Source organism: Rhodococcus sp. MTM3W5.2, assembly GCF_001984015.1.
Classification (GTDB): domain Bacteria; phylum Actinomycetota; class Actinomycetes; order Mycobacteriales; family Mycobacteriaceae; genus Rhodococcus_G; species Rhodococcus_G oryzae.
This window is the reverse complement of sequence record NZ_CP019572.1, coordinates 923,468-944,497: the sequence shown is the minus strand read 5'-3', so window position 1 is coordinate 944,497 and position 21,030 is coordinate 923,468. Positions and strand designations below refer to the sequence as shown.

The window sequence follows — 21,030 nt, the reverse complement described above, 5'->3', positions numbered from 1 at the left end:
CTCAGTCGCCGGGGCCGCGCGGCCGGTCGAGCCGGACCGTGCCGCCGCCCAGGTCGATCCGCATCCGGGTGCCGTCGCCGCTCGAGGCGTCGTGCCGCAGTGACTTCTGCGTCCGCTGCTCGTCGACGACGTGCCGGTGCGAGGGCGACAGCAGCGACTGGATCTCCCCGAACGCGCCGGTGACCGCACCGCCGTCGACCGGCGGTCTGCGCTTGCGCCAATAGATCCACCCGCGACGCTCGGCCCACAAACCGACCTGGTCCAGAAGAACACAGGCCGCCACCAGGGCGGCGATCGCCACCGCTGCGTGCATCCGTGTCCCCTTCTCCAGCTCTCGCCCAGGCTACCGACGACCCGCGAGGTCAGGACAGGGGCGCGACCCGCGTCCAGAGGACACCCCTCCCATTGTTAGGTTAGGGTCACCAAAGTAGCCGTCCGAAAGGTCCCGAATCGTGCGATTTCCCCGCTGGGCATCGGTTCTCACCTCCACCCTGGCCCTCACAAGTGTCGCGTCGCTGACCGCGTGCAGCAGTGACGACGCCACCCACAGCGCGTCCGCCGGCCCCGACGGTGCCTTCCCCGCCACGGTGGAGCACAAGTTCGGGTCGACGACGATCGAGTCGCGGCCGGACCGGGTCGTCACCGTCGGGTTCAACGACCTCGACTTCGCGCTCGCCCTCGGCGAGGCTCCCGTCGCGACCCGCGCCTTCACCGGATACGACTACAAGCAGCGGCCGTGGGCACAGGGATACGCGACCGACATCCCCGAGGTCGGCGGCATGGAATTGGACGTCGAGAAGGTCGCGGAGGCCGACCCCGACGTCCTGCTCGGCACCTACGCCGTGTTCACCCAGGACGACTACGACACGCTCTCCGGGCTCGCGCCCACCGTCGGCGACGTACGTGGCCCCGCCGACGGCCGGGCGGCGTCGTGGGAGGACCAGCTCGACGCCATCGGAAAGGCACTCGGAAAGCAGGGCGAGGCCGAGAAGGTGCGCGACCAGGTCCGCGCTGCCTTCGGCGCGGCCACCGCCGCGAATCCGCAGTTCGCCGGACGCACCGCCGCGGTCGCGATGGTGCTCGACAACGGCTTCTACATCCTCGAACCCGAGGATCCGCGCGCGGCGTTCTTCACCACTCTCGGATTCACCGCTCCCGCCGAAACCGGCACGGTGAGCCCCGAACGACTGGACCTGCTGGACCAGCGGACGCTGATCGTTCTCGGCGCGACCAAGGAGAAGCTCGCATCCGATCCGGTGTTCTCACAGCTGCCGGTCGTGAAGGAGGATCGCACCGTGTATCTCGGCGAGTTCGGCACCGACGCCACCGCGGCGCTCGGTTTCGCCAGCCCGCTGAGCCAGCCGTACCTGCTCGACGCCGCCACCCCCGCGCTGTCGGCCGCCACCGATGACGATCCGGCGACCGTCGTCCCCGCGGTCGGCTGAGGTTTCACATCACCTCGACCACACGTCCCCAGTCGGTGGGCTGGCACCAGATCCGGTGCGGATCAAGCCCGGGTCAGCGGCCACACGGGTCGGTGGGCGAGGTCCCCGGCGCACCAGGAGTTCGCGGCGCACCTGATACTCCCGGCGCACCCGGCGCACCCGGCGCACCCGGCGCACCCGGCGTGGCCGACGCCCGCGGCTTGTGGGGCGCGGGCAGGTCGGCCGGGTCGGGCTGTGACGGGTCGGGGTCGCTGACCAAACGCACCGAATAGCTGAGCCCGCCCGCGCGCCAGGCTGCCGGCTGGGTGGTGGGTCCGGGTGCGCCTGCACGCGCGCACGGGTCGCCGGGGAGGGCGGGAGACTTCAACTCGGAGACATCGTTCTGCTCGGGTGTGGCCGGCGCGACCGGTCCCTGCGTCGATGTCGGCGCAGGCGACACCAGTACGGCCGTGAGACCCGCTAGCAGGACCGCGACGACCGCGGCCGCACCGGCGAGCACCTTCCCCTTGGGAAGCGCCTTCGCCTCCCCCGGCGCCGTCGCCGCGAACGCGGCGGGCACGGACGTCTGGACTTCCGCAGCGCTGATCGCGGCGCCGGTCGCCAGATGCCACCGGCCGGCATACGGGACAACGGCTGCCAGGCCGAGCGCACCGGCCGCGGAACGGATCACGCTCGTCTCGGACGGCCGGATTCCGAGCACGACGACGGCGACCTTGCCGCGCGGGGCATCCGACCGCATGTCCTCCAGCAGCGCGGTGGTGAACGACACCTCGCTGAACGTCCCCGCTGTCACCCGCTGGCCGCCTGCCTGCGCCACACCGGACCGCAGGTCGACCGCGTGGGCGAGCACCTCGCCCGGCCACTCGGCCAGGACGAGAGCGGTACGGGCGCCTGCCAACTCGGGTATCGAGCGCAGGAAGGCCAGCCGGGCCTCGGCCGCACCGACCACCGTGACGGCGGGCACGCCGTCGCTGCCCAGCTTCGCCTTGATCGCGTCCGCCGCCGCCGGGTCGGCGGCGACGATCCCCACCGCTGTCGGGTTCAGTCCGATCCGCCTGGCCCGGTCCACCATCTGTTCGGTGGCCCAGACCGCCTGCCCGACATCGTCTCCGGCCCGGTCCTCGAAGCGGCTGTCCACCGGACCGAGACCGGGCACGTCGGTATCGATGAGGACCGCTCGCACGCCCTCCTTGCCGAGCGTCACTCCCACTGACTCCCGCACGCGTCCTCCACCGTTTCCCGTCGACAGTGGCCCGCGGGTAACCGGAAGGGACGCCTGTGGTTGCGGCCCGCCGAATTCCTCACTCAGTCCGTCGAATCGAGGTCACCGTAGCGGACCGACACCGGGGCGTGCAGCCGTACCCCGCCCGCGGCGCGGTTCGGGCCCACCGAGCGGCCTCGTCCGCTAGCTCGCGGCGTGCGCAGGAACCGGGTCTGCCTCGACCCGTCCGCCCCACCGACCGAGCGCGGTCCCCGGTGCGGCGAAGAAGCTCGCATAGAACCCGAGCACCACCGCGCCCATGACGCCGAGGATCAGCGGGCCGAAGAACAGCGGGTACTCCGCGATCTCGACCGCAAGGTACCGGTAGCCGAGCAGCAGCGCCGCGAACGTGACCGCCCCGCCGACCACGAGCCGCACGCGGAACCGGCCCCAGCCCCGCTCGGGATCGCGCAGCGCGGACTCCAGGGTCAGGCACAGCACGACGCCTGCGACCAGGTCGACGCCGTAGTGGTAGCCGAACCCGAGGGTGGCCATCAGCGTGCACACCAGCCAGAAGGCGCCGCCCCAGCGCAGCCACCGCGGGCCGCCCCTCGAGTGGATGAAGATCGCCAGTGCCCAGGCGGTGTGCAGGCTGGGCATGCAGTTGCGCGGCGCCGGGCTGTCGAACGGGATCGCCGCCGGGTCGACGACGTTCGGCACCACGGCGGGCCAGTAGTTGCCGAGCTGGGAGCCCGCACCCGCGGTGCCGAACGCGAAGTCCGGGCCGACCACGGGGAAGAGCAGGTAGAACAGCGGACCGATCAGCCCGATGAGCAGGAAGGTGCGCACCAGGTAGTGCGACGGCCAGCCGTTGCGGAGCTGATACAGGGCGACGACGATCGCCGCGACCGGCAGCTCGATGTACACCCAGTGCAGCACCTCGTAGCCCACGCTGCCGAGCGCATCGACCACGCCGCCCATCACCCAGGACGGATTGCCCAGCGCCCGGTCGGCGAGCTGCACGTATTCGTCGAGCACCAGCGGGCGGGTCAGCACGGTGATCTGCAGCCAGACGTCGCCGACCTTGGTGGCCAGGATCAGCAGCGCGCCGAGCCCGACGCCGCGCAGCGCGCTACGACGCTGTTCGCCGGTCCAGGCCACCGCCGCGTAGAGCCCGATCCCGGTCAGCACGAGGGTGGGGCCGTTCCCGATGGCGACGGGCCCGTCGAACAGCAACCGACCCGCCGCGAACAGCAGGTCGAGGACGACCGCGGCGGCGAGCGCGCGGATCCGCTGCGGGTTCGTGAGCCCCACCAGCGCGAGCGCGAATCCCGCCCACGGCAGCGACATCGACTTGGGGGTACCGACGAAATCCTTGGCCAGGCTGTGCAGCGGTCCCTCGAACCCGTAGCGCATCGCGACCAGTTGCAGGGCGACCAGGGCCGCGACCAGGACCACGCCCGCCGAGATGAGGATGGTGTGCGACCGCAACGAGAGCCGACCGGTCCCGGAGACCGGTGAGTCGTTGATCAGCACCGGTACATAGTAAACGGAGCATGAACGCGGCCTTACGTGTCGAGCTCGTTCACCAGGGAGTCGACGACGAGGGTCAGGTCACCGCCGGAGGCCGCGGCGACGTCGCGCTGACGGAGGTAGGACGCGCCGCGCCGGGGGATGTCGGCCACCCGCGCCAGTTCGTCGGCGCAACCGAGAGTCCTCGCGACCGGCATCAGCTGCTCCAGCAGATCGTCCAGGTCGTCGGTGACCAGCCGCTCGTTGCTGTCGGCGTCGAGGATGATCTCCGCGTCGAGCCCGTACCGCGCGGCCCGCCACTTGTTCTCCTGCACGTGCCACGGCGGCATGCCCGGCAGTTCCTCGCCCGCGTCGAGCTTGCGGTCGAAGTACACCACCAGGCAGTGGATGAGGGCGACGATCGCGCCCAGCTCGGTCCTGGTGGAGATGCCGTCGCAGACGCGCACCTCGATGGTCCCCCACTGCGGTGCCGGCCGGATGTCCCAGTGCAGCCCACCGAGCTTGTCGATGACGCCGGTCTTGATCTGGTCGTGGGCGAATCCCTCGAACTGCGACCAGGTTTCGAACTGGAACGGAAGACCCGCCGTCGGCAGTTGCTGAAACATCAACGCCCGGTTGCTGGCGTACCCCGTGTCCACGCCGGTCCACATCGGCGACGAGGCCGAAAGCGCAAGCAGATGAGGGTACTTCACGAGCAACGCGTTGAGGATCGGGAAGACCCGATCGGCCGAGGAGATCCCGACGTGCACGTGCACACCCCAGATCAGCATCTGGCGTCCCCACCACTGGGTGCGCTCGATCATCTCGTCGTAGTGCGGGCTGCGGGTCAGCTGCTGGGTGGACCATTCCGCGAACGGATGGGTGCCCGCACAGAACAGGTCGACGCCGATCGGGTCGGCGACCCGGCGCACCAGGTGCAGGGTCTCGCTCAGGTCGTCGATCGCCTCGCCGACGGTGTCGCAGATCCCGGTGACCAGCTCGACGGTGTTGCGGAGCAGCTCCTTGTGCAGGCGAGGAGACTCACCTCCCGCGAGGGAGTGCGCCGCGTCGAAGATCTGTCCCGCGGTGTTCGAGAGATCGCGGGTGGCCTTGTCGACCAGGGCGATCTCCCACTCGACGCCGATTGTCGGCCGGGGCGAACCGGCAAAGTGGACTCCCACACTGCGAATCCAACCACAGCGATCCGGCTGCCGCCGCCACCGGGACCTGCACCGGCGAACACCAGAACGACCCCCACCGTGGCGGTGAGGGGTCGTCCGGGGCGATCAGTGTCTACTCGATGACGCCGCAGGCGACGCGGCCGCCGGCATCACCGGTGGCCAGCGTGGCCTGGTCCGGCACCGGAGCGTTCTCCGGGAGGGTGTACCGCGTCGGGATGTTGGCGAAGTTGTCCGCACCGGCGTGCACGACGATCGCGGTGCCCTTGCCGTGGTTGCGCAGGTCCTCGAGGGTCACGGTGTCGGTGGTGGTGACCAGCTCCGCGGTGCCGTCCTCGCGCACCTGCAGCGAGGTCAGGTCGCCGCTCGCGGGATGTCCGGTGTGACCCTCCGCCTGGAAATGTCCACCGGCGGAAAGGAAGTCGCCGGGCGCGCCGCCGGACGGCGCCACCGAGTTCGCCTCGCACTTGGCGACCTCGTGGATGTGCAGTCCGTGGAAGCCGGGGGTGAGGTGCTCGGCCTCGACCGAGACCTGGACGAACCCGTCACCCTCGGTGAAGTGGACGGTACCCACCTCGGCACCCTTCGCGTCCTTGAGTTCGACGGCGATCGCGCCCTCTTCGGCGGCCGATCCGTGGCCACCCTCTGCCGCGCCGTGGCCCGGCGCGGACGCTCCCGTCCACACCGGAGGGGTGGTGCCGGGGACGTCGCTCGGCTCCTGGCCGTTGGAGCACGCGGTGAGGCCAACGGCCGCGATCGCGACCATCGGGGCGACGACGCGCCAGGACACGCGGGCGGAACGGCGTGCATTCTCGGCACCGCCGAGGTGCGAGTCGCGTCGGGTAAGCAGGGCCATCAAACCGCTCCTTCTAGATGGGCTGGAAGTGAACTGATCATAGACAGGCGCGCGGAACGGTCGTCCGCTGGTGCGTCCACCTAGGGCGCGGTGACGATCACGATGACGCCGGGCGACGCGCTCGTGATGCCGGGGAACCGCGGCTCGGCGGACACCCCGAGCGTCGCGGCGATCTCCGTCGCGGCCGCCTTCTCCGCAGGCGACGAAGCCGAGTAGTACACGGTGGTCGAGCTCACGGAGCCGTCGCTGTAGTTGCCGGTCTCGCCGACGGTCCAGCCATCGGACTCGATGGTCCTGGCGGTCTGCGCGGCCAGGCCGCTGACCGTACTGTTGTTGAGCACCCGGACCGACACCGCCGATTTGTCCAGCACCGGCGCGGTCGTGGTGGCGGCGGCAGCCGTTGTCGACGTGATCGCTGCGGGCGGCCTGGCCGAGGTGACCGCGGCAGGCGGCTTGGCGGAGGTGACCGACGCGGCCCCGTTGCCCGCCACCCGCGCCACGCTCGAGGTGGTCTCGGGCTGCTCCGACTCGGAATCGTTTCCGGAGAGCGCCATGGCGCCGATGCCGGCAAAGGCGATCGCGAGCGCAATCAGGACCATCGCGAACGCACGCAGCGGCGGTCCGCTCGGTGGCTGCTCAGGAGTGCTCACTCGAATGACCTTAGATCCCGCGCCGCGTCCGCCGACACCTAGGTGATGTCGAATCCGAGGCGACGTGCGGCGCGCGCCTTCTGCCTACTCGCCCTCAGCCGGCGCAATCGCTTGACCAACATCGGGTCGGCTGCGAGGGCCTCGGGGCGGTCGACCAGCGCGTTCAGCACCTGGTAATAGCGGGTGGCGGACATGTCGAAGAGTTCCTTGATGGCCTCTTCCTTGGCGCCCGCGTACTTCCACCATTGGCGCTCGAAGGACAGGATGTCGTGGTCGCGGCGGGTCAGTCCGTCCTCGCCGATCGCGTTCGCGTCTTGCGGGTCGGTCTGCTCGGAATTCCGGTTACGCGCCGCTGCCCCGTCCATCTCACTCCCTCAACTTCGAGCTCTCGCCCAACGCCACTGCTCTCGCGTGATGCATCGAAACCAAAGTTCCCCGACGACCCGGCTGGCTTCACGATTACCGGGCAACGAATTACATATCTGTTCTTCCGGGGATTATTCAACCATGATCCGCACGGGCGCGGCCTGGTTGCGGTGCTGGCGCGTCGCGTACGGGCGCCCCACTATCCTTGCTCAAATGGCAATACTTCCGATCCGGATCGTGGGCGATCCGGTGCTCCATGAGCCCACGCGGCCCGTCACCGAATCGCCGGCGGAAATCGCCGAGCTGATCGCTGACATGTACGAGACGATGGACGTCGCGAACGGCGTCGGCCTGGCGGCGAATCAGGTCGGCGTCCCGATGCGACTGTTCGTCTACGACTGCCCCGACGTCGACGGCGACGGGAACTCGATCCGCCGTCGCGGCGCCGTGGTCAACCCGGTGCTCGAGACCTCGGAGATCCCCGAGACCATGCCGGACCCCGACGACGACGAGGAGGGCTGCCTCTCCGTTCCCGGCGAGCAGTTCCCGACCGGCCGCGCCGACTGGGCCAAGGTGACCGGCACCGAGGCCGACGGTTCGCCCGTGGAGATCGAGGGCACGGGGTTCTTCGCCCGGATGCTCCAGCACGAGGTCGGACACCTCGACGGGTTCCTCTACGTCGACGTGCTGATCGGCCGCAACGCCAGGGCCGCGAAAAAGATCATCAAGCGCTCCGGTTGGGGCGTCCCGGGCAAGAGCTGGGTGCCGGGCACGGTCGAGGATCCCTTCGGCCACGATGACTGACATCGTGCTCGGTAGCCGGGTGGTGTTGCGATACGAATTGCCGCCCGGCTACCCGCAGCCCCTGACCGACATCATCGGGGAGTTGGTGTCGCTCACACCGGCCGTCGTGGTCCGCGCCCCTGACGGACGAGTGGTGCAGGTCGTCCCCGACAAGGTCGTCGCGCTCAAGTCGATCGGTGCCCGACCGATCCTGAGCCGCGAGATCCGCGCGCTCGAGCTGGCCGCCGCCGATGGCTGGCCCGGCCTCGAGCAGAGCTGGATCAATGGCTGGCTGGCCCGATCCGGCGGCGGGTTCACCGGCCGCGCCAACTCGGCGTCTCCCCTCGGGAAGGCCGACCGGATCGGCGACCTCTACAGCGGCGACACCCTCGAGCGCCTGCAGAAGTGGTACGCCGACCGCGATCAGCCGCTGCGATTGTTGCTGCCGGACCGCCTCGGCAACGCCCCCGCTGACTGGGAGACCTCGGACGAGGTGCTGGTGATGGCCGCGGAGATCGCGAACCTCACGCTGCCCGACGGCGATTCGCTGGTGACGGTGTCCGGCGAACCGGACGATCAGTGGCTGCCGCTGTACGACCACAACGGGGCAAAGCTGCCGGACTGTGCCCCGGAGGTGCTCGGGTCGGTCCGCGACGGCGAGCTCGGCTTCGGCCGGCTCGGCAGCCCGAGCACCGAACTGCTCGCCATCGCGCGGGCCGCCGTGACCGAGGCGCCCGACGGCCGACGCTGGGTCGGACTGAGCGCGGTGGAGGTGGCGCCCGCCCACCGCAGGCGCGGGCTCGGGATGCTGATCTGCGCGGAGATGATCCGCTGGGGCCGCGACCGGGGCGCGACGCACGCGTACATCCAGGTGGTGGCGGACAACGAGGCGGCGATCGCCCTGTACCGCACGATGGGGATGCTCGACCATCACCGGTACCGCTACGCGGCGGCACCCGGCACCGCCTGGTAGCCGCACGAGTGTCCACGAACGACGGCGCCCTCCGGACCCACCGGGGGGCGCCGTCGCCGTCGCACTAGGCTGCCTCGAATGCGATTGGCGACGTGGAATGTGAACTCGGTCCGGGCCCGCACCGACCGGGTCGTGGACTGGCTGGTGCGCACCGACACCGACGTGCTGGCGATCCAGGAAACCAAGTGCCGTGACGACCAGTTCCCGACGGAACGGTTCACCGAGCTCGGCTACGAGGTGGCCCACGTCGGACTGAGCCAGTGGAACGGCGTCGCGATCGTCTCCCGCGTCGGGCTCGAGGACGTGCAGGTCGGCTTCGAGGGACAGCCGGGCTTCGCCAAACCCGCGGCGGACACTCTCGACATCGCGACCCCGGTCGTCGAGGCCAGGGCCATCGGCGCCACCTGCGGCGGGGTCCGGGTGTGGAGCCTGTACGTGCCGAACGGGCGCGAGCTCAGCGACCCGCACTACGCGTACAAGCTGGACTGGCTGGCCACCCTGCGCGACGACGCCGCGAAGTGGTTGGCGCAGGACCCCAGCGCCCAGATCGCGCTGGTCGGCGACTGGAACGTGGCACCGACCGACGAGGACGTCTGGGACCCGGCGCTGTTCGAGGGCAAGACGCACACCTCGCAGCCGGAACGCGACGCCTTCGACGCCTTCCAGGACGCGGGCTTCGCCGACGTCGCCCGCCCGTTCACCCCCGGCCCCGGCGTCTACACGTACTGGGACTACACGCAGCTCCGGTTCCCGAAGCGTCAGGGCATGCGGATCGACTTCGTGCTCGGCTCCCCGGCGCTGGCCGAACGGGTCTCCGGCGCGTCCATCGACCGCGAGGAGCGCAAGGGCAAGGGCGCCAGCGACCACGCCCCGGTCGTGGTCGAGCTGGACTAGCCGGAGACGCGGCGAGCGCGCAGCAGTTCGGCGGCCAGCCACAGCGCGCCCGCCGCCACGAGCACCCCGTGCGCGACGCGCATCCACGGGCTGCCGAAGAACTGCGGGATGAACAGGGCGAACCCGACCGCGAGCGGGACCCCGCTCCATCGGGCCAGCGCCCCGGACCGCCAGATCCCCACCGCCGCGGTGACCGCGCCCGCGGCGACCAACAGCAGCCCGATAGTGAACATGGCCATCTGGGTGCCGCCGCCGCGAACGCCGTCGACCAGGTCGAGCAACTCGGGCGTCCCGTCCGCGACCGCGCGCCCGCCGATCGCGTGCAGGCCGAAGTCCTCGGCGCCGTAGTAGGGCAGGGTCAGGCCGACCCCGACCCAGGTCAGCACGGTCGCGGCGATGCCGGCACGGTCCCCGTCGGTGCCGCGGAGGATCTCCCGCAGCGCCTGCACGGCGAGGCCGAGCAGCAGGAACCCGATCATCCCGAAGAAGTGCGCCGCGACCCACGCACCGGACGCGTAGGCCCGCGCGCCGTCCATGGTGGTCTGGTTCAGGTAGTCCGAGTAGGGCCGGACCGCGGGGTAGAGCAGGAACAGCACCCCGCCACACCGAACAACGCCGCCGCCGCGACCCGTGCGCGATCGGTACCCACCCGCTGTGCCGTGTCGATCATGCTTGCCTCCTCAATTACGAGAGCAGCGCTCTCTCTTATGAGCAGTGTTCACCACCATGCCGGAGAAAACAAGAGCAGTGCTCTCAAATTTCGGACGCTCCCCCGCCCGGTCTACGATTCATCCACCGTGTCCGCCCGGTCCGGGCGTGCTTCGCAGGCGTCGCGCCGCCCCCATTCGCTAGGAGTCCGCCGTGGAGACCCCGCGCGATCAGCCACACCGCACCGAGGTCGAATGGTTCGAGGCCGGCGAACGCCATGCGGCGCCGTGGCGGTCCAACAGCAGCGTCAAGCCGCCGAAGAAGGTCGAGACCTTCGGCGACGAACTCCGCGCCGACGATGCGATGCGGCTCGCGTCCGAGGGCACCGCGATCCTCTGGCGCGGCGACTTCCTCGGCGCCAGGCAACTGCTCGACGCGCTCAAGCGCCGGCTCGACCGGCAGCAGGTCAAGCCCGATCCCGACCTCGCCGTGACCTTTCACCGGCATCGGCAGGCCAGGGCGCACCGCACCCGCATCCTGAGCATGATCCTGATCGAACTCGGCACGGACTTCGGCATCGACCTCCGCCGCGCTCCCGACATCAGGGACGCGTGCCGGGAGGCGTACGGCGAGGCGGCCGAGCCGAGCGTGGCCTCCCTGCAGGAACTGCTCGGGGCGGTCGGCGCGCACGAGTGGCGGCGGCGCGGCGTGCTGGTCCCCGCCCTCGGGGCACGGATCCACCCGCACTACGGCGTGTTCGCTCCCACCAGGAACGAGTACGTCGACCTGGTCGCGGAGGCGCAGTTGCCCACCGCAGGAACGGCATTCGATCTCGGCACCGGGACCGGCGTGCTGGCGGCCGTGCTGGCACGTCGGGGCGTCGAACGGGTGGTGGCCACGGACATCGAACCCCGCGCGGTGGCCTGCGCGACCGACAATCTGCAGCGGCTCGGCCTCGCCGACCGGGTGGAGCTGGTCCGCACCGACGTGTACCCGGCCGGCACGGCAGACCTCGTGGTGTGCAACCCGCCGTGGGTGCCCGCCGCCCCGACGTCCTCGATCGAGCTGGGCGTGTTCGACCGCAAGGGGCACATGCTCGCCGAGTTCATCCGGGGCCTGCCGGATCATCTCAACCCCGGCGGCGAGGGCTGGCTGGTGCTCTCCGACCTGGCCGAGCGCCTCGGCCTGCGCACACGAGCACAGCTGACGGACCAGTTCGAGCAGGCGGGCCTGACGGTGCTGGGCCGCACCGACACCCGGCCGAGGCACCCGCGCGCGAGCGGCGCCCGCCCGGAGGGACGCGGAACGGACGGACGCGACCCTCTGGCCGCCGTCCGCGCTGCCGAGGTCGTCTCACTCTGGCGACTCGCGGTCCGCGCGCACTGACGCGCGGACCGGCGATCACCTAGCGGACGAGCTCCCTGACCAGGCCGTCCGCGCAGCCTCCCGCGAAGCCTGTCACCGCACCCGAGGCGGCACCCACGGCCACTCCGCCGACCAGCCCGGCCGGACCCGCGGCCACACCCGCGGCGGATGCCGCGGTCACGGCGCCGGACAGTGCTCCCGCGATCGCGGGCTTCACGCCGGACTTCACGCACTCCTCGGCGAAGGCACCGGCCTGGTTGACGACCTCCGCCGCCACCACGACCCCGGCGTCGATCGCGGTGTCGACGACCGCCGACACGACCTTGCCGCCCTCGGCGATGGAATAGGTGATGCCCTGGATCGCGCCGTCGACCTCGATGCGCAACGGGAGGTTCTCCAGGACACGGCCCGCCTCGTTCACCGCGGCGATGGCGTTCGTCTGGGTGTCCCGGACGAACCGTCCGGACTCGAGCTTGATCTGCGCGGTGCTGGCCTCGACCTGGGTCGCGACGAACTTGGCGAACTCCCGGATCGGGCCCGCCTGCGCGGGCGGCGCGACGGCCACCGAGGCAAGTGCGAACCCCGCGACGCCGAGCGCGACGGCCAGCGAGGCCGTCCCCGCCCTGACATCGGCCGGGATCCCGGCCGCTCGAGCCGACCTGCCCTGGGCGCCCTCGCGCACGTCAGCAACGATCGTCATTCTTCCCCCAGTTACACGGCGCGTCGATACGCGAAGCGATGAGATGACGCCCGCAGCCGCGGTGCCGGGGGAAGCCGAAATCTGTTTCGGATGCCCGTTTTCCAGCCCCGACCGCCACGGGTCAGGGGAAGCATAGGGTCAGTGCCACTCTCCGTGTCGGACTACGGCGAATTCGGGGTCGGGCTGAAGTCCTCGTCGACGATCAGGTCCAGTTCCTCCGGGTGGGCGCCCAGGTAGCGCTGCACATACGTGCAGACCGGCCGCAACCGCCAACCGCGTTCCCTCGACAGCGCCAGCACGTCGCCGACCAGCACGGCGGCCCAGCCGCGACCGCCGTATTCCTCCTTGACGACCGTGTGCATGAGCGCGACCACCTCCCCGCGCCCGCCCGTGAACTCGGTCGAATCCCCCCGCCGCGATAGCCGAGGATGCCGATCAGTTCGTCGCCGACCCAGAGGTCGAAGCGGGCGTGCGAGGGGTTGTCCACGACGCGCGCGAGCGCCGGGTTCGCGAGGACAGGGGCGGGCGCAGTCACCACCGCTGCCGGGACGGGAGGTCGCTTGAAGATGTGAGACACCTCACCATGGAAGCAGTCCCGCCCCGGCCCAGTCGCCCGATTTGGGGCCGATGGTGCGATTTGTTGCCCAGTCACCATCGAATCGTGGCCGAATCGGCACCCGAAGTTCTCACACGGGGACGATGAGGTCCCGGTACTCGGGGTTGTCCGCGACGAATCGCTGGAGATAGGTGCAGACCGGCCGGATCTTCCAGCCGTAGCCCCGCGCCGCGTCGAGGGCCCGGCGCACCATCACCGCGGCGAGCCCCCGGTGACCGAAGTCCTCGACGATCACGGTGTGCATGAAGGAGACCACCGGCGTCGCTGCCGAGGATCGCTTCGCGCTCCGTGTGTCCAAGTCGTAATAACCGAGAATGCCGACGAGGTCCCCGTTGAGCCTCAGCTCAAACCGGTTCTGACCTGCATTGTTCGTCACCTCTGCCGTCGGCGATTCCGTGATCATGTGCCCGTCTCCTTGCCCGATCCGTAATCACAATGTGATTTACGCCACTATAGGCACGCGGTCGCTCCTGCGCCGGCGATTTGCGCCAAGAAGTCTCCACGGCCCGCCCGCGCTCGACCGCTCACGCGCGGTGCCCTAGGGTCGTGCCCGACAACTACACAACCCACGGGGGCTCGCACCAGCGGGCTGAGAGGACGGCTAGGGCCGTCGACCGTTGAACCTGACCGGGTAATGCCGGCGTAGGGAGAGCACGCATGAGGGACACCTCTGTTTCCGGAACCACCGTCACCACCGTCACCACCGGCCCCATCGAGGGCAGCAGCAAGCAGTACCTGACCGTCGACGGGCTGTCCGTGCCGGTCCGTCGGGTCCACCTGACCAACGGCGAACACCTCGACCTGTACGACACCTCTGGCCCGTACACCGACGCGCGGGCGACCATCGACCTCGAGGCAGGCCTCCCGAAGACCCGCGACGGCTGGGTCAAGCCGGAGGCCGTCGACATCGGCGGCAGCGGCGGACCCAATCTCGCACGCACCCAGCTGGCATGGGCCCGGGCCGGGATCATCACCGCAGAGATGCGCTATTGCGCTGCCCGCGAAGGAGTTTCGGCCGAGATCGTGCGCGAGGAGGTGGCCGCTGGACGGGCCGTCATCCCCGCGAACCACAAACATCCCGAGTCCGAACCGATGATCATCGGCAAGCGGTTCCTGGTGAAGATCAACGCGAACATCGGGAACTCCGCGGTCACCTCCTCCATCGCCGAGGAGGTCGAGAAGATGGTCTGGGCCACCCGATGGGGCGCGGACAACATCATGGACCTGTCCACCGGCAAGGACATCCACCAGACCCGCGAATGGATCCTGCGCAACTCGCCGGTGCCGGTGGGCACGGTGCCGATCTACCAGGCACTGGAAAAGGTGAACGGGGACCCGACCGCACTGACGTGGGAGATCTACCGCGACACCGTGATCGAGCAGTGCGAGCAGGGCGTCGACTACATGACCGTGCACGCCGGGGTGCTGCTGCGGTACGTTCCGCTGACCGCCAAGCGGGTCACCGGGATCGTCTCGCGCGGCGGCTCCATCATGGCGGCCTGGTGCCTGGCACACCACCGAGAGTCGTTCCTGTACACACACTTCGAGGAACTCTGCGAGATCCTGCGCGAATACGACGTGACCTTCTCGCTCGGCGACGGGCTGCGTCCCGGGTCGATCGCGGACGCCAACGACGAGGCACAGTTCGCCGAGCTGCGAACCCTCGGCGAACTGACCAAGATCGCGAAATCCCATGGCGTGCAGGTGATGATCGAGGGCCCCGGGCACGTCCCGATGCACAAGATCGTGGAGAACGTCCGACTCGAGGAGGAGCTGTGCGAGGAGGCGCCGTTCTACACCCTCGGCCCGCTCGCCACCGACATCGCGCCCGCTTACGACCACATCACCTCGGCGATCGGCGCGGCCATGATCGCGCAGGCTGGTACCGCGATGCTCTGCTACGTGACACCAAAGGAACACCTCGGCCTGCCCAACCGGGACGACGTGAAGGTCGGCGTCATCACCTACAAGATCGCCGCGCATGCCGCCGACCTCGCCAAGCAGCACCCGCGGGCCCAGGAGCGCGACGACGCGCTGTCGAGGGCACGCTTCGAGTTCCGCTGGCGCGACCAGTTCGCGCTGTCGCTGGATCCGGACACCGCCCGCGAATACCACGACGAGACCCTGCCCGCGGAGCCGGCGAAGACCGCGCACTTCTGCTCGATGTGCGGGCCGAAGTTCTGCTCCATGCGGATCTCCGCGGACGTGCGCGAGTACGCCGAGCAGAACGGGCTCGAAACGCAGGAGGACATCGACCGGATGATCGCCGACGGCATGGCGGAGAAGTCCTCGGAGTTCGCGGACCACGGCAACCAGGTCTACCTGCCCGTCGTTCCTGCCGGTGGATAGGCTCGCACGCGTGAATTTGCTGCCGCTGACCCCGGACGGACAGACCCCGATCCGCGTCCTCACCATCGCCGGAACCGACTCCGGCGGCGGTGCGGGCATCCAGGCCGACTCCCGGACGATGGCCATGTGCGGCGTGCACGCCTGCGTCGCCGTCGCCGCGGTGACGGTGCAGAACTCGGTCGGGGTGAGCGGCTTCCACGAGATCCCGCCGCAGATCGTCGCCGACCAGGTGCGGTCGGTGGTCGGCGACATCGGAGTCGGGGCGGCCAAGACCGGGATGCTCGCGTCCACCGCGATCATCGAGGCCGTCGCGGAGGTCTGTGGTGAGGTGGGCATCGGGCGCGGGCATGCGGTGCCGCTGGTCGTCGACCCGGTGTGTGCGTCCATGCACGGCGATCCCCTGCTGCACGCTGAGGCGCTCGACGCGGTCCGGCACACCCTGATCCCGATCGCCTCGCTGGTGACGCCGAACCTGGACGAGGTCAGGCTCATCACCGGGATCGACGTGGTCGACGACGTCTCCGCCCGTCGGGCCGCCGAGGCGCTGCACGGGCTCGGGGCGCAGTGGTCGCTGGTCAAGGGCGGGCACCTGCGCACCTCGACCTCGAGCACCGACCTGCTCTTCGACGGCGATGTCTTCCACGAGTTCACCAGCCCGCGGATCGACACCGGGAACGATCACGGCGGCGGGGACACCCTGGCCGCGGCGATCGCGTGCGCGCTGGCAAACGGGTACTCGATGCCCGAGGCGGTCGCGTTCGGCAAGGAGTGGGTGACGCGATGCCTGGCCGCGTCATACGACCTGGGCGCCGGCCACGGTCCGGTCTCCCCGCTCTGGCGCCTGCACTGACGCGTCTGTGCGCGTCGCCCCTCCCGAACCGGGGCGACGCGCACAGCACGCGCAACGTCAGCGCGAGTAGTCCCTGAAGGTCATGACGCCTCCGACCAGGACCACCAACACCGCGAGGATGTAGACCGTGACGCGGAACCAAGCCGGCCCGTAGTAACTGACCGCCATCGAGGCCCCGAGCGCCGCGAGAATCATCACCACCCCGTAAAAGGGTGTGCGTTGCTCCCTGTCAACCATTCATCCAGTGTCCGCCGACGGCGCCACGGGTGGCAATGCCCGACCTCATCGTGCCTGGACGGTGAAAATGCGCAGGCCGTCCGGGACCCCGCGCATCGGGGCGGCGAACAGCCCCCGCCGGTAGGGCTTGGCAGCAGCGCCCAGGTCCGCGAGGAACCCCGGCTCGAGCGCCGCCAGCGTGGTCTCGGAGACGATGACGTTGCCGTCCCCGCCGAGTTCCATCATGCGAGCGGCCACGTTCACGTCCACGCCGAGCCAGTCGGATGCCATCTGCCGGGGCGACCCGGTGTGCACACCGATCCGCATCCGCGGTCGATAGCCCTCCACCTCCACCTCCGCGAGCTGGGCACGGGCGGCGAACATCGCCTCGACGGCGCGGTCCGGCCTGGCGAAGACCGCCATCAGCCCGTCGCCCATCCGCTTGACCACCTGGCCGCCGCGGTCGACGATCGGAGTCTCGACCGCCTTCGCGACCTCCCGCAGCAGCTCGAGGGTCACCTCGTCGCCCGCGCCGAGCGACCAGCTCGAGAATCCGATCAGGTCGGTGAAGACGATGGTCACCTCGCGCGGGCCACGGCCGCGACCGGTCCGCTCGAGCAGTGCCTGCCAGACCTGGAGCGCACCGAGGCTCACCTCGCGGGAGGCACCGGGTCCGTCGTCGAGGAACCGGTCGGCCGCCCTGGCCATCGCCCGCACGCCGCCGGGTCCCGCCGTGGACAGCGGATCGCCGAAGGACGGGTCGCCCGGCAGTGCCCGGCGGACCTTGCGGAACGCGTCGACCACCTGCGGTCGGGTGTTGACCCCGCGGACCCACCGGGCGACGGCCTCGGGCTTGCTGCGGCGCGCAGGCGCGGAGCCCGCGGAGCGCCCAGACGTGGCGCCGCGGTCGCTCGCGTCGGTGGGGTCGACGCCCGAGGTCGAGGGGTCCTCAGTCACAGGCCAAAGTGTAACTCAGAGTCACAGATACTATCGGGGTCATTGTCCGGCGCCCTCCCGCGCCTTCGCCCGGTCCGCCCGGGCTGGAACCCCGTCCGGGCCGTCGATGGAGTTCGCGTAGGTACCGACGCCGAACGCCACCGCCGACGCGTTCTGCGCCAGCGCCGCCCGGTCCACGTTCGCCAGGGTGTCCTCCGGCGAGTGGTAGCCGGGATCGAAGGTCTCGCCCGCGGTGCCGCCCCACTTCAGTGCCTGCTCCTCGGACTTGCGCTCGTCCGCCCCGCTGTCCACCCCACCCGACGGTATCCCCATCTCGATGAACGGGCCGTAATCGGATCGGCCGTCGAAATCGGTTCCGTCCGCAACGATCCCGCGCCAGGCGAGGTAGCCGCCAAGGGTTCGCTCGATCGCGTCGGAACCCTGAGGTCCCGGTCCGGCGCCGTCCTGGTCGGAATCGTCGCCGTCGAGGGTGAAGTACCCGGCGTTCCGCGAGCCGAGCATGTCGAAGTTCAGGTACAGCGCGATGTCCTCGCGTTCACCCTCGTCGAGCCCCTCGGCGTACCGCTCCGATCCGACCAGGCCCAGTTCCTCCGCGCCCCACCAGGCGAAGCGCACCGCATTCGTCACGTTCGGCGCGCTGCCCAGCCGCAGCGCGGTCTCGAGCACCGCGGCCGACCCGGAGCCGTTGTCGTTGATCCCCGGGCCCTTCTCGACGCTGTCCAGGTGCGCGCCGACCAGCACCACGTTCTCCGTCGACCCGGTCGTGGTCTGCGCGATCACGTTTCGGCTCCTGGCGGCCTCGGTGACCGCCTCCAGCTTCAGCGAGAGCTCCGGTGCGGCCGCGACCGCCGAGCCCTCGGAGCCCGGCACGCTCACGGCGGGGATCCGCGGGTCCGTGTCCTCCCCCAGTGTGCCGCCTGCCAGCGGGCCGTCCTCGTTGTTGACCACGACGATGGCGACGGCGCCGCGATCGGCGGCCGTCTGCTCCTTCGCCGAGAACGGGCAGACCCCGCGCCGGACCACCACGATCGCGCCTGCGGCGTCGAGCCCGTCGTAGTCGGTCGCCTCGCAGCCGGGGCTGCCGTCGTCCGGCAGGGCAAGGGTCCGCGCCGTGATCCCCTCCGGCGGCGTCGCAGGCGAGTACTCCAGGGTGCCGGCGGTGAACTGGCGATCCCCCGCCCGCAGTTCCACCGGCCCGGCGATGAAGCGGTCCACGTCGAACTCGGGGGTGGACACCTCGAAGCCTGCATCCCGGAGCCGGTCGGCGACGTAGTCGACGCTGGCGTCGTAGCCCGCGGTCCCCGCGGCCCGGTTGCCCCCGTTGTCCGTGGCGATCCGCTCGAGCGCCTCCATGTGCGCGGCGACGGCGTCGCCGCCGACGGCCGCCGCCAGCGACTGCCCGTCGACCGGCGGTGCGGGCGGCGACTCCTCCTCGTCCCGTCCGCACCCGGATACCAGCGCGATCCCGGCCAGCATTGCTGCGGTAGATGCTCCGACCCGTGCCCGAATGGACTGTCGCATTTGCCGAGCGTACTGCGCGCCGGCGGCGGATCGGCCCCAAAACACACGTGCGCGCCCGGTACCCGAGATCGGGTACCGGGCGCGCACGCTCGTGGTGTGGCCGCGGATTCAGGCGTCGCGGCGGTTCACGGTGAACAGGGCGAGTCCGAAGACCACCGCGACAAAGGCCGCGAAGTACACCAGGCTGCCCCACGGTCCCCAGTGGAAATCGACGCCCTGCGGCGCACCGAGGAAGTTGTTCGCGTTCATGAAGGGCAGGAACGGCTTGATGTTCTCGCCGAACCGCCCGAACAGGCTGAACAGGTTCTCGATCATCAGCGGCCAGAGCAGCAGCAGCGCGATGGCACCCGCCGACTGCCGGAGCAGGGTGCCGACCGCGACCGCGAGCACCACACACAGGAAGGCGTAGATCGGCACGCCGTAGATCGCCCGCCAGGCCTCGGACCCGGACAGTTTCAGCGCCGCACCCGCATCGGATCCCGCCGTCGCCTTCGCGATCGCGTAAGCACCGAAGGTGAGCACGAAGGTCAGAAGTGCACCGAAGCCGCCGATCAGGCCTGCCTTGGTGATGAGCACGGAATCGCGCTTCGGCACGGCCTGGAAGGTGGTGCGGATGATGCCGAACCGGTACTCGCTCGTCACCGCGAGGGCCGCGAGGATCATCAGGACCAGCACGCCGAACCCGGACACCCCGCCGACCGCGTCCGCGAGCGTGGGCAGGAACGGCTCGAAGTCGGGCTTCTCGCCCTCCGCGATCTGGTCCAGGAAGGTGTTGTAACTGGCCTTGGCGCTCAGCCCGATCACCGCGGCCAGGCCGAGGCCGAGCACGATGATCGCGACGGTGCACCACCACGGCGACCGGGTCGAGGTGAGCTTGATCCGTTCTGCGTTCACGACACCCATCAGAGCGCCCCTCCCATCACTTCGTCGACGCCTGCAGCGTGGTACTGCACATCGTCCCCCGTCAGTTTCATGAAGGCGTCCTCCAGGGACCCCTGCTGGGCTGCCAACTCGTGCAAGACGATTCCCTGGGCGCCCGCGATCTGGCCGACGACGTCGGTGGTCGCCTCGAGCACGATGAGCGCGCCACCGAGTTCGGAGGTGCCGTCCTCGCGGACCGTGAGCCCCTGCGAGGTCAGCGCGCTCCGCAGCGCATCCAGCTGAGGGCTGCGCACCCGCACGGTCGATTCGGACGACCGGTCGACGAACTGTTTGACGGTCGTGTCGGCGATCAGGCGTCCCCGACCGATCACCACGAGATGCTCCGCGGTGAGCGCCATCTCGGAGAGCAGGTGACTGGACACCAGCACCGTGCGCCCCTCGGCCGCCAAGCGCTGCATGAACTTTCGGATCCAGACGATGCCCTCGGGGTCGAGCCCGTTGACCGGCTCGTCGAACAGCAGGACCTTCGGGTCACCGAGCAGGGTGGCAGCCAGTCCGAGCCGCTGGGACATGCCGAGCGAGAACCCGCCGGCCTTCTTGCCCGCGACCTCGGTCAGGCCCACCAGCCGCAGCACCTCGTCGACACGGGACATCGGGATCCCGTTGGACGCCGCCATCCACTGCAGGTGCGCCTTCGCGGACCTGTTGGGGTGCACCCACTTCGCGTCCAGCAGCGCGCCGACGGTCCGGAGCGGCTGCTTCAGGTCGTGGTACGGCTTGCCGTCGATCAGCGCGGTTCCCGCGGTCGGCCGGTCGAGGCCGAGGATCATCCGCATCGTCGTGGACTTACCGGCACCGTTCGGTCCGAGGAATCCGGTCACCATGCCGGGCTGAACCGTGAAGGTCAGGTCTTCGACCGCCTTCGTGGGCCCGAACTCTTTCGTCAAACCCCTCACTTCAATCATGACGTGAAGGATTCCTCAGTCCGGGCCCGCGCACATCGCCCGCAGGTCGCGTCCCGTGTCATACCTAGGGATGACCCGACCCTGAGGGTGCGCGGCGGTCGGT

Annotated in this window: 23 protein-coding genes and 1 riboswitch; of the genes, 7 read left to right on the top strand and 16 right to left on the bottom strand. The window is 70.1% G+C overall.

Annotated features, from left to right (window positions below; translation table 11 throughout):
- Position 1 precedes the first annotated feature (1 nt).
- Entirely contained in the window at positions 2 to 313 is a 312-nt protein-coding gene (locus tag BTZ20_RS04500; protein WP_077040537.1) for a DUF6191 domain-containing protein, read from the bottom strand.
- Positions 314 to 452: 139 nt separating this feature from the next.
- Here BTZ20_RS04500 and BTZ20_RS04495 point away from each other — a divergent pair, with 139 nt between their 5' ends.
- Entirely contained in the window at positions 453 to 1,445 is a 993-nt protein-coding gene (locus BTZ20_RS04495) for an ABC transporter substrate-binding protein (RefSeq protein ID WP_077040536.1), read from the top strand.
- Positions 1,446 to 1,518: 73 nt separating this feature from the next.
- Here the strand turns inward: BTZ20_RS04495 and BTZ20_RS27090 are convergent, their stop codons facing one another.
- The 6 genes from BTZ20_RS27090 to BTZ20_RS04465 form a co-directional block, all read right to left on the bottom strand.
- A complete protein-coding gene (locus tag BTZ20_RS27090; protein ID WP_189636590.1) occupies positions 1,519 to 2,667 on the bottom strand; it encodes a hypothetical protein in 1,149 nt (382 codons plus the stop codon).
- A 183-nt stretch (positions 2,668 to 2,850) separates the two neighbouring features.
- Positions 2,851 to 4,137: a DUF5933 domain-containing protein gene (locus BTZ20_RS04485; protein ID WP_411269139.1), complete on the bottom strand. Its 1,287-nt coding sequence runs from the start codon at positions 4,135 to 4,137 to the stop codon at positions 2,851 to 2,853.
- Between the two features lie 77 nt (positions 4,138 to 4,214).
- Positions 4,215 to 5,339 (bottom strand): glutamate--cysteine ligase, encoded by a 1,125-nt coding sequence (locus tag BTZ20_RS04480; protein WP_077040533.1) that lies wholly within the window; start codon positions 5,337 to 5,339, stop codon positions 4,215 to 4,217.
- Positions 5,340 to 5,451: 112 nt separating this feature from the next.
- Positions 5,452 to 6,192, bottom strand: a complete 741-nt coding sequence (gene sodC / locus BTZ20_RS04475; RefSeq protein WP_077040532.1) for a superoxide dismutase[Cu-Zn] — start codon at positions 6,190 to 6,192, stop codon at positions 5,452 to 5,454.
- An 80-nt stretch (positions 6,193 to 6,272) separates the two neighbouring features.
- Positions 6,273 to 6,842, bottom strand: coding sequence for a LytR C-terminal domain-containing protein (locus BTZ20_RS04470; protein WP_077040531.1), 570 nt, complete (start codon positions 6,840 to 6,842; stop codon positions 6,273 to 6,275).
- Positions 6,843 to 6,880: 38 nt separating this feature from the next.
- Entirely contained in the window at positions 6,881 to 7,207 is a 327-nt protein-coding gene (locus BTZ20_RS04465; protein ID WP_027501275.1) for a DUF3263 domain-containing protein, read from the bottom strand.
- Between the two features lie 214 nt (positions 7,208 to 7,421).
- Here BTZ20_RS04465 and BTZ20_RS04460 point away from each other — a divergent pair, with 214 nt between their 5' ends.
- From BTZ20_RS04460 to BTZ20_RS04450, 3 genes are all read left to right on the top strand, one after another.
- Complete coding sequence (locus tag BTZ20_RS04460; protein WP_077040530.1) at positions 7,422 to 8,012, top strand: peptide deformylase; 591 nt, start codon at positions 7,422 to 7,424, stop codon at positions 8,010 to 8,012.
- Positions 8,005 to 8,964, top strand: a complete 960-nt coding sequence (locus BTZ20_RS04455) for a GNAT family N-acetyltransferase (protein ID WP_077040529.1) — start codon at positions 8,005 to 8,007, stop codon at positions 8,962 to 8,964. The genes BTZ20_RS04460 and BTZ20_RS04455 overlap by 8 nt, the downstream gene beginning before the upstream one ends.
- A gap of 78 nt (positions 8,965 to 9,042) precedes the next feature.
- Positions 9,043 to 9,858, top strand: coding sequence for an exodeoxyribonuclease III (locus BTZ20_RS04450; protein ID WP_077040528.1), 816 nt, complete (start codon positions 9,043 to 9,045; stop codon positions 9,856 to 9,858).
- Here the strand turns inward: BTZ20_RS04450 and BTZ20_RS04445 are convergent.
- Positions 9,855 to 10,454: a hypothetical protein gene (locus BTZ20_RS04445; protein WP_077040527.1), complete on the bottom strand. Its 600-nt coding sequence runs from the start codon at positions 10,452 to 10,454 to the stop codon at positions 9,855 to 9,857. The two genes, BTZ20_RS04450 and BTZ20_RS04445, sit on opposite strands and share 4 nt — an antisense overlap.
- A 265-nt stretch (positions 10,455 to 10,719) precedes the next feature.
- Between BTZ20_RS04445 and BTZ20_RS04440 the strand changes: the two genes are divergently transcribed.
- Positions 10,720 to 11,892: a methyltransferase gene (locus BTZ20_RS04440; protein WP_077040526.1), complete on the top strand. Its 1,173-nt coding sequence runs from the start codon at positions 10,720 to 10,722 to the stop codon at positions 11,890 to 11,892.
- A gap of 19 nt (positions 11,893 to 11,911) precedes the next feature.
- On the opposite strand, the gene BTZ20_RS04435 is transcribed toward BTZ20_RS04440, so the two are convergent.
- From BTZ20_RS04435 to BTZ20_RS04425, 3 genes are all read right to left on the bottom strand, one after another.
- Positions 11,912 to 12,571 (bottom strand): hypothetical protein, encoded by a 660-nt coding sequence (locus tag BTZ20_RS04435; RefSeq protein ID WP_077040525.1) that lies wholly within the window; start codon positions 12,569 to 12,571, stop codon positions 11,912 to 11,914.
- A gap of 161 nt (positions 12,572 to 12,732) precedes the next feature.
- Positions 12,733 to 12,933, bottom strand: coding sequence for a GNAT family N-acetyltransferase (locus BTZ20_RS29670; protein ID WP_411269104.1), 201 nt, complete (start codon positions 12,931 to 12,933; stop codon positions 12,733 to 12,735).
- Between the two features lie 324 nt (positions 12,934 to 13,257).
- Positions 13,258 to 13,590 carry a GNAT family N-acetyltransferase gene (locus BTZ20_RS04425; protein WP_077040524.1) on the bottom strand — a complete coding sequence of 111 codons (333 nt, stop codon included), beginning with the start codon at positions 13,588 to 13,590 and terminating at the stop codon, positions 13,258 to 13,260.
- A gap of 155 nt (positions 13,591 to 13,745) precedes the next feature.
- A riboswitch (TPP riboswitch) is annotated at positions 13,746 to 13,853 on the top strand.
- On the opposite strand from BTZ20_RS04425, the gene thiC reads away from it, so the two are divergent.
- Both thiC and thiD read left to right on the top strand, forming a co-directional pair.
- Complete coding sequence (gene thiC, locus BTZ20_RS04420) at positions 13,845 to 15,536, top strand: phosphomethylpyrimidine synthase ThiC (RefSeq protein ID WP_077040523.1); 1,692 nt, start codon at positions 13,845 to 13,847, stop codon at positions 15,534 to 15,536. (Overlaps the previous riboswitch by 9 nt.)
- Before the next feature lie 10 nt (positions 15,537 to 15,546).
- The gene (thiD, locus tag BTZ20_RS04415; protein ID WP_077040522.1) at positions 15,547 to 16,386 is read left to right on the top strand and encodes a bifunctional hydroxymethylpyrimidine kinase/phosphomethylpyrimidine kinase; all 840 of its coding nucleotides are present in this window, start codon (positions 15,547 to 15,549) and stop codon (positions 16,384 to 16,386) included.
- A gap of 57 nt (positions 16,387 to 16,443) precedes the next feature.
- Here thiD and BTZ20_RS04410 read toward each other — a convergent pair whose 3' ends face one another.
- From BTZ20_RS04410 to BTZ20_RS04390, 5 genes are all read right to left on the bottom strand, one after another.
- Positions 16,444 to 16,623 carry a hypothetical protein gene (locus BTZ20_RS04410; RefSeq protein ID WP_077040521.1) on the bottom strand — a complete coding sequence of 60 codons (180 nt, stop codon included), beginning with the start codon at positions 16,621 to 16,623 and terminating at the stop codon, positions 16,444 to 16,446.
- Between the two features lie 45 nt (positions 16,624 to 16,668).
- A complete protein-coding gene (locus tag BTZ20_RS04405; RefSeq protein WP_077040520.1) occupies positions 16,669 to 17,559 on the bottom strand; it encodes an adenylate/guanylate cyclase domain-containing protein in 891 nt (296 codons plus the stop codon).
- Positions 17,560 to 17,598: 39 nt separating this feature from the next.
- Positions 17,599 to 19,080, bottom strand: coding sequence for a M28 family peptidase (locus tag BTZ20_RS04400; protein WP_077040519.1), 1,482 nt, complete (start codon positions 19,078 to 19,080; stop codon positions 17,599 to 17,601).
- A gap of 108 nt (positions 19,081 to 19,188) precedes the next feature.
- The gene (locus BTZ20_RS04395; protein WP_077040518.1) at positions 19,189 to 19,983 is read right to left on the bottom strand and encodes an ABC transporter permease; all 795 of its coding nucleotides are present in this window, start codon (positions 19,981 to 19,983) and stop codon (positions 19,189 to 19,191) included.
- Positions 19,983 to 20,927, bottom strand: a complete 945-nt coding sequence (locus BTZ20_RS04390) for an ABC transporter ATP-binding protein (protein WP_077040517.1) — start codon at positions 20,925 to 20,927, stop codon at positions 19,983 to 19,985. Before BTZ20_RS04390 ends, BTZ20_RS04395 begins: the two co-directional genes overlap by 1 nt.
- Positions 20,928 to 21,030: the final 103 nt, after the last annotated feature.

Excerpts from the sequence above, each read along its gene's own strand:
- thiC (WP_077040523.1), top strand. The coding sequence starts at position 13,845 with ATGAGGGACACCTCTGTTTCCGGAACCACCGTCACCACCGTCACCACC.
- BTZ20_RS04500 (WP_077040537.1), bottom strand. The coding sequence starts at position 313 with ATGCACGCAGCGGTGGCGATCGCCGCCCTGGTGGCGGCCTGTGTTCTT.
- BTZ20_RS29670 (WP_411269104.1), bottom strand. The coding sequence starts at position 12,933 with ATGCACACGGTCGTCAAGGAGGAATACGGCGGTCGCGGCTGGGCCGCC.
- sodC (WP_077040532.1), bottom strand. The coding sequence starts at position 6,192 with ATGGCCCTGCTTACCCGACGCGACTCGCACCTCGGCGGTGCCGAGAAT.
- BTZ20_RS04455 (WP_077040529.1), top strand. The coding sequence starts at position 8,005 with ATGACTGACATCGTGCTCGGTAGCCGGGTGGTGTTGCGATACGAATTG.
- BTZ20_RS04400 (WP_077040519.1), bottom strand. The coding sequence starts at position 19,080 with ATGCGACAGTCCATTCGGGCACGGGTCGGAGCATCTACCGCAGCAATG.
- BTZ20_RS04465 (WP_027501275.1), bottom strand. The coding sequence starts at position 7,207 with ATGGACGGGGCAGCGGCGCGTAACCGGAATTCCGAGCAGACCGACCCG.
- BTZ20_RS04435 (WP_077040525.1), bottom strand. The coding sequence starts at position 12,571 with ATGACGATCGTTGCTGACGTGCGCGAGGGCGCCCAGGGCAGGTCGGCT.
- BTZ20_RS04425 (WP_077040524.1), bottom strand. The coding sequence starts at position 13,590 with ATGATCACGGAATCGCCGACGGCAGAGGTGACGAACAATGCAGGTCAG.
- BTZ20_RS04395 (WP_077040518.1), bottom strand. The coding sequence starts at position 19,983 with ATGGGTGTCGTGAACGCAGAACGGATCAAGCTCACCTCGACCCGGTCG.
- BTZ20_RS04390 (WP_077040517.1), bottom strand. The coding sequence starts at position 20,927 with ATGATTGAAGTGAGGGGTTTGACGAAAGAGTTCGGGCCCACGAAGGCG.
- BTZ20_RS04410 (WP_077040521.1), bottom strand. The coding sequence starts at position 16,623 with ATGGTTGACAGGGAGCAACGCACACCCTTTTACGGGGTGGTGATGATT.
- BTZ20_RS04460 (WP_077040530.1), top strand. The coding sequence starts at position 7,422 with ATGGCAATACTTCCGATCCGGATCGTGGGCGATCCGGTGCTCCATGAG.
- BTZ20_RS04450 (WP_077040528.1), top strand. The coding sequence starts at position 9,043 with ATGCGATTGGCGACGTGGAATGTGAACTCGGTCCGGGCCCGCACCGAC.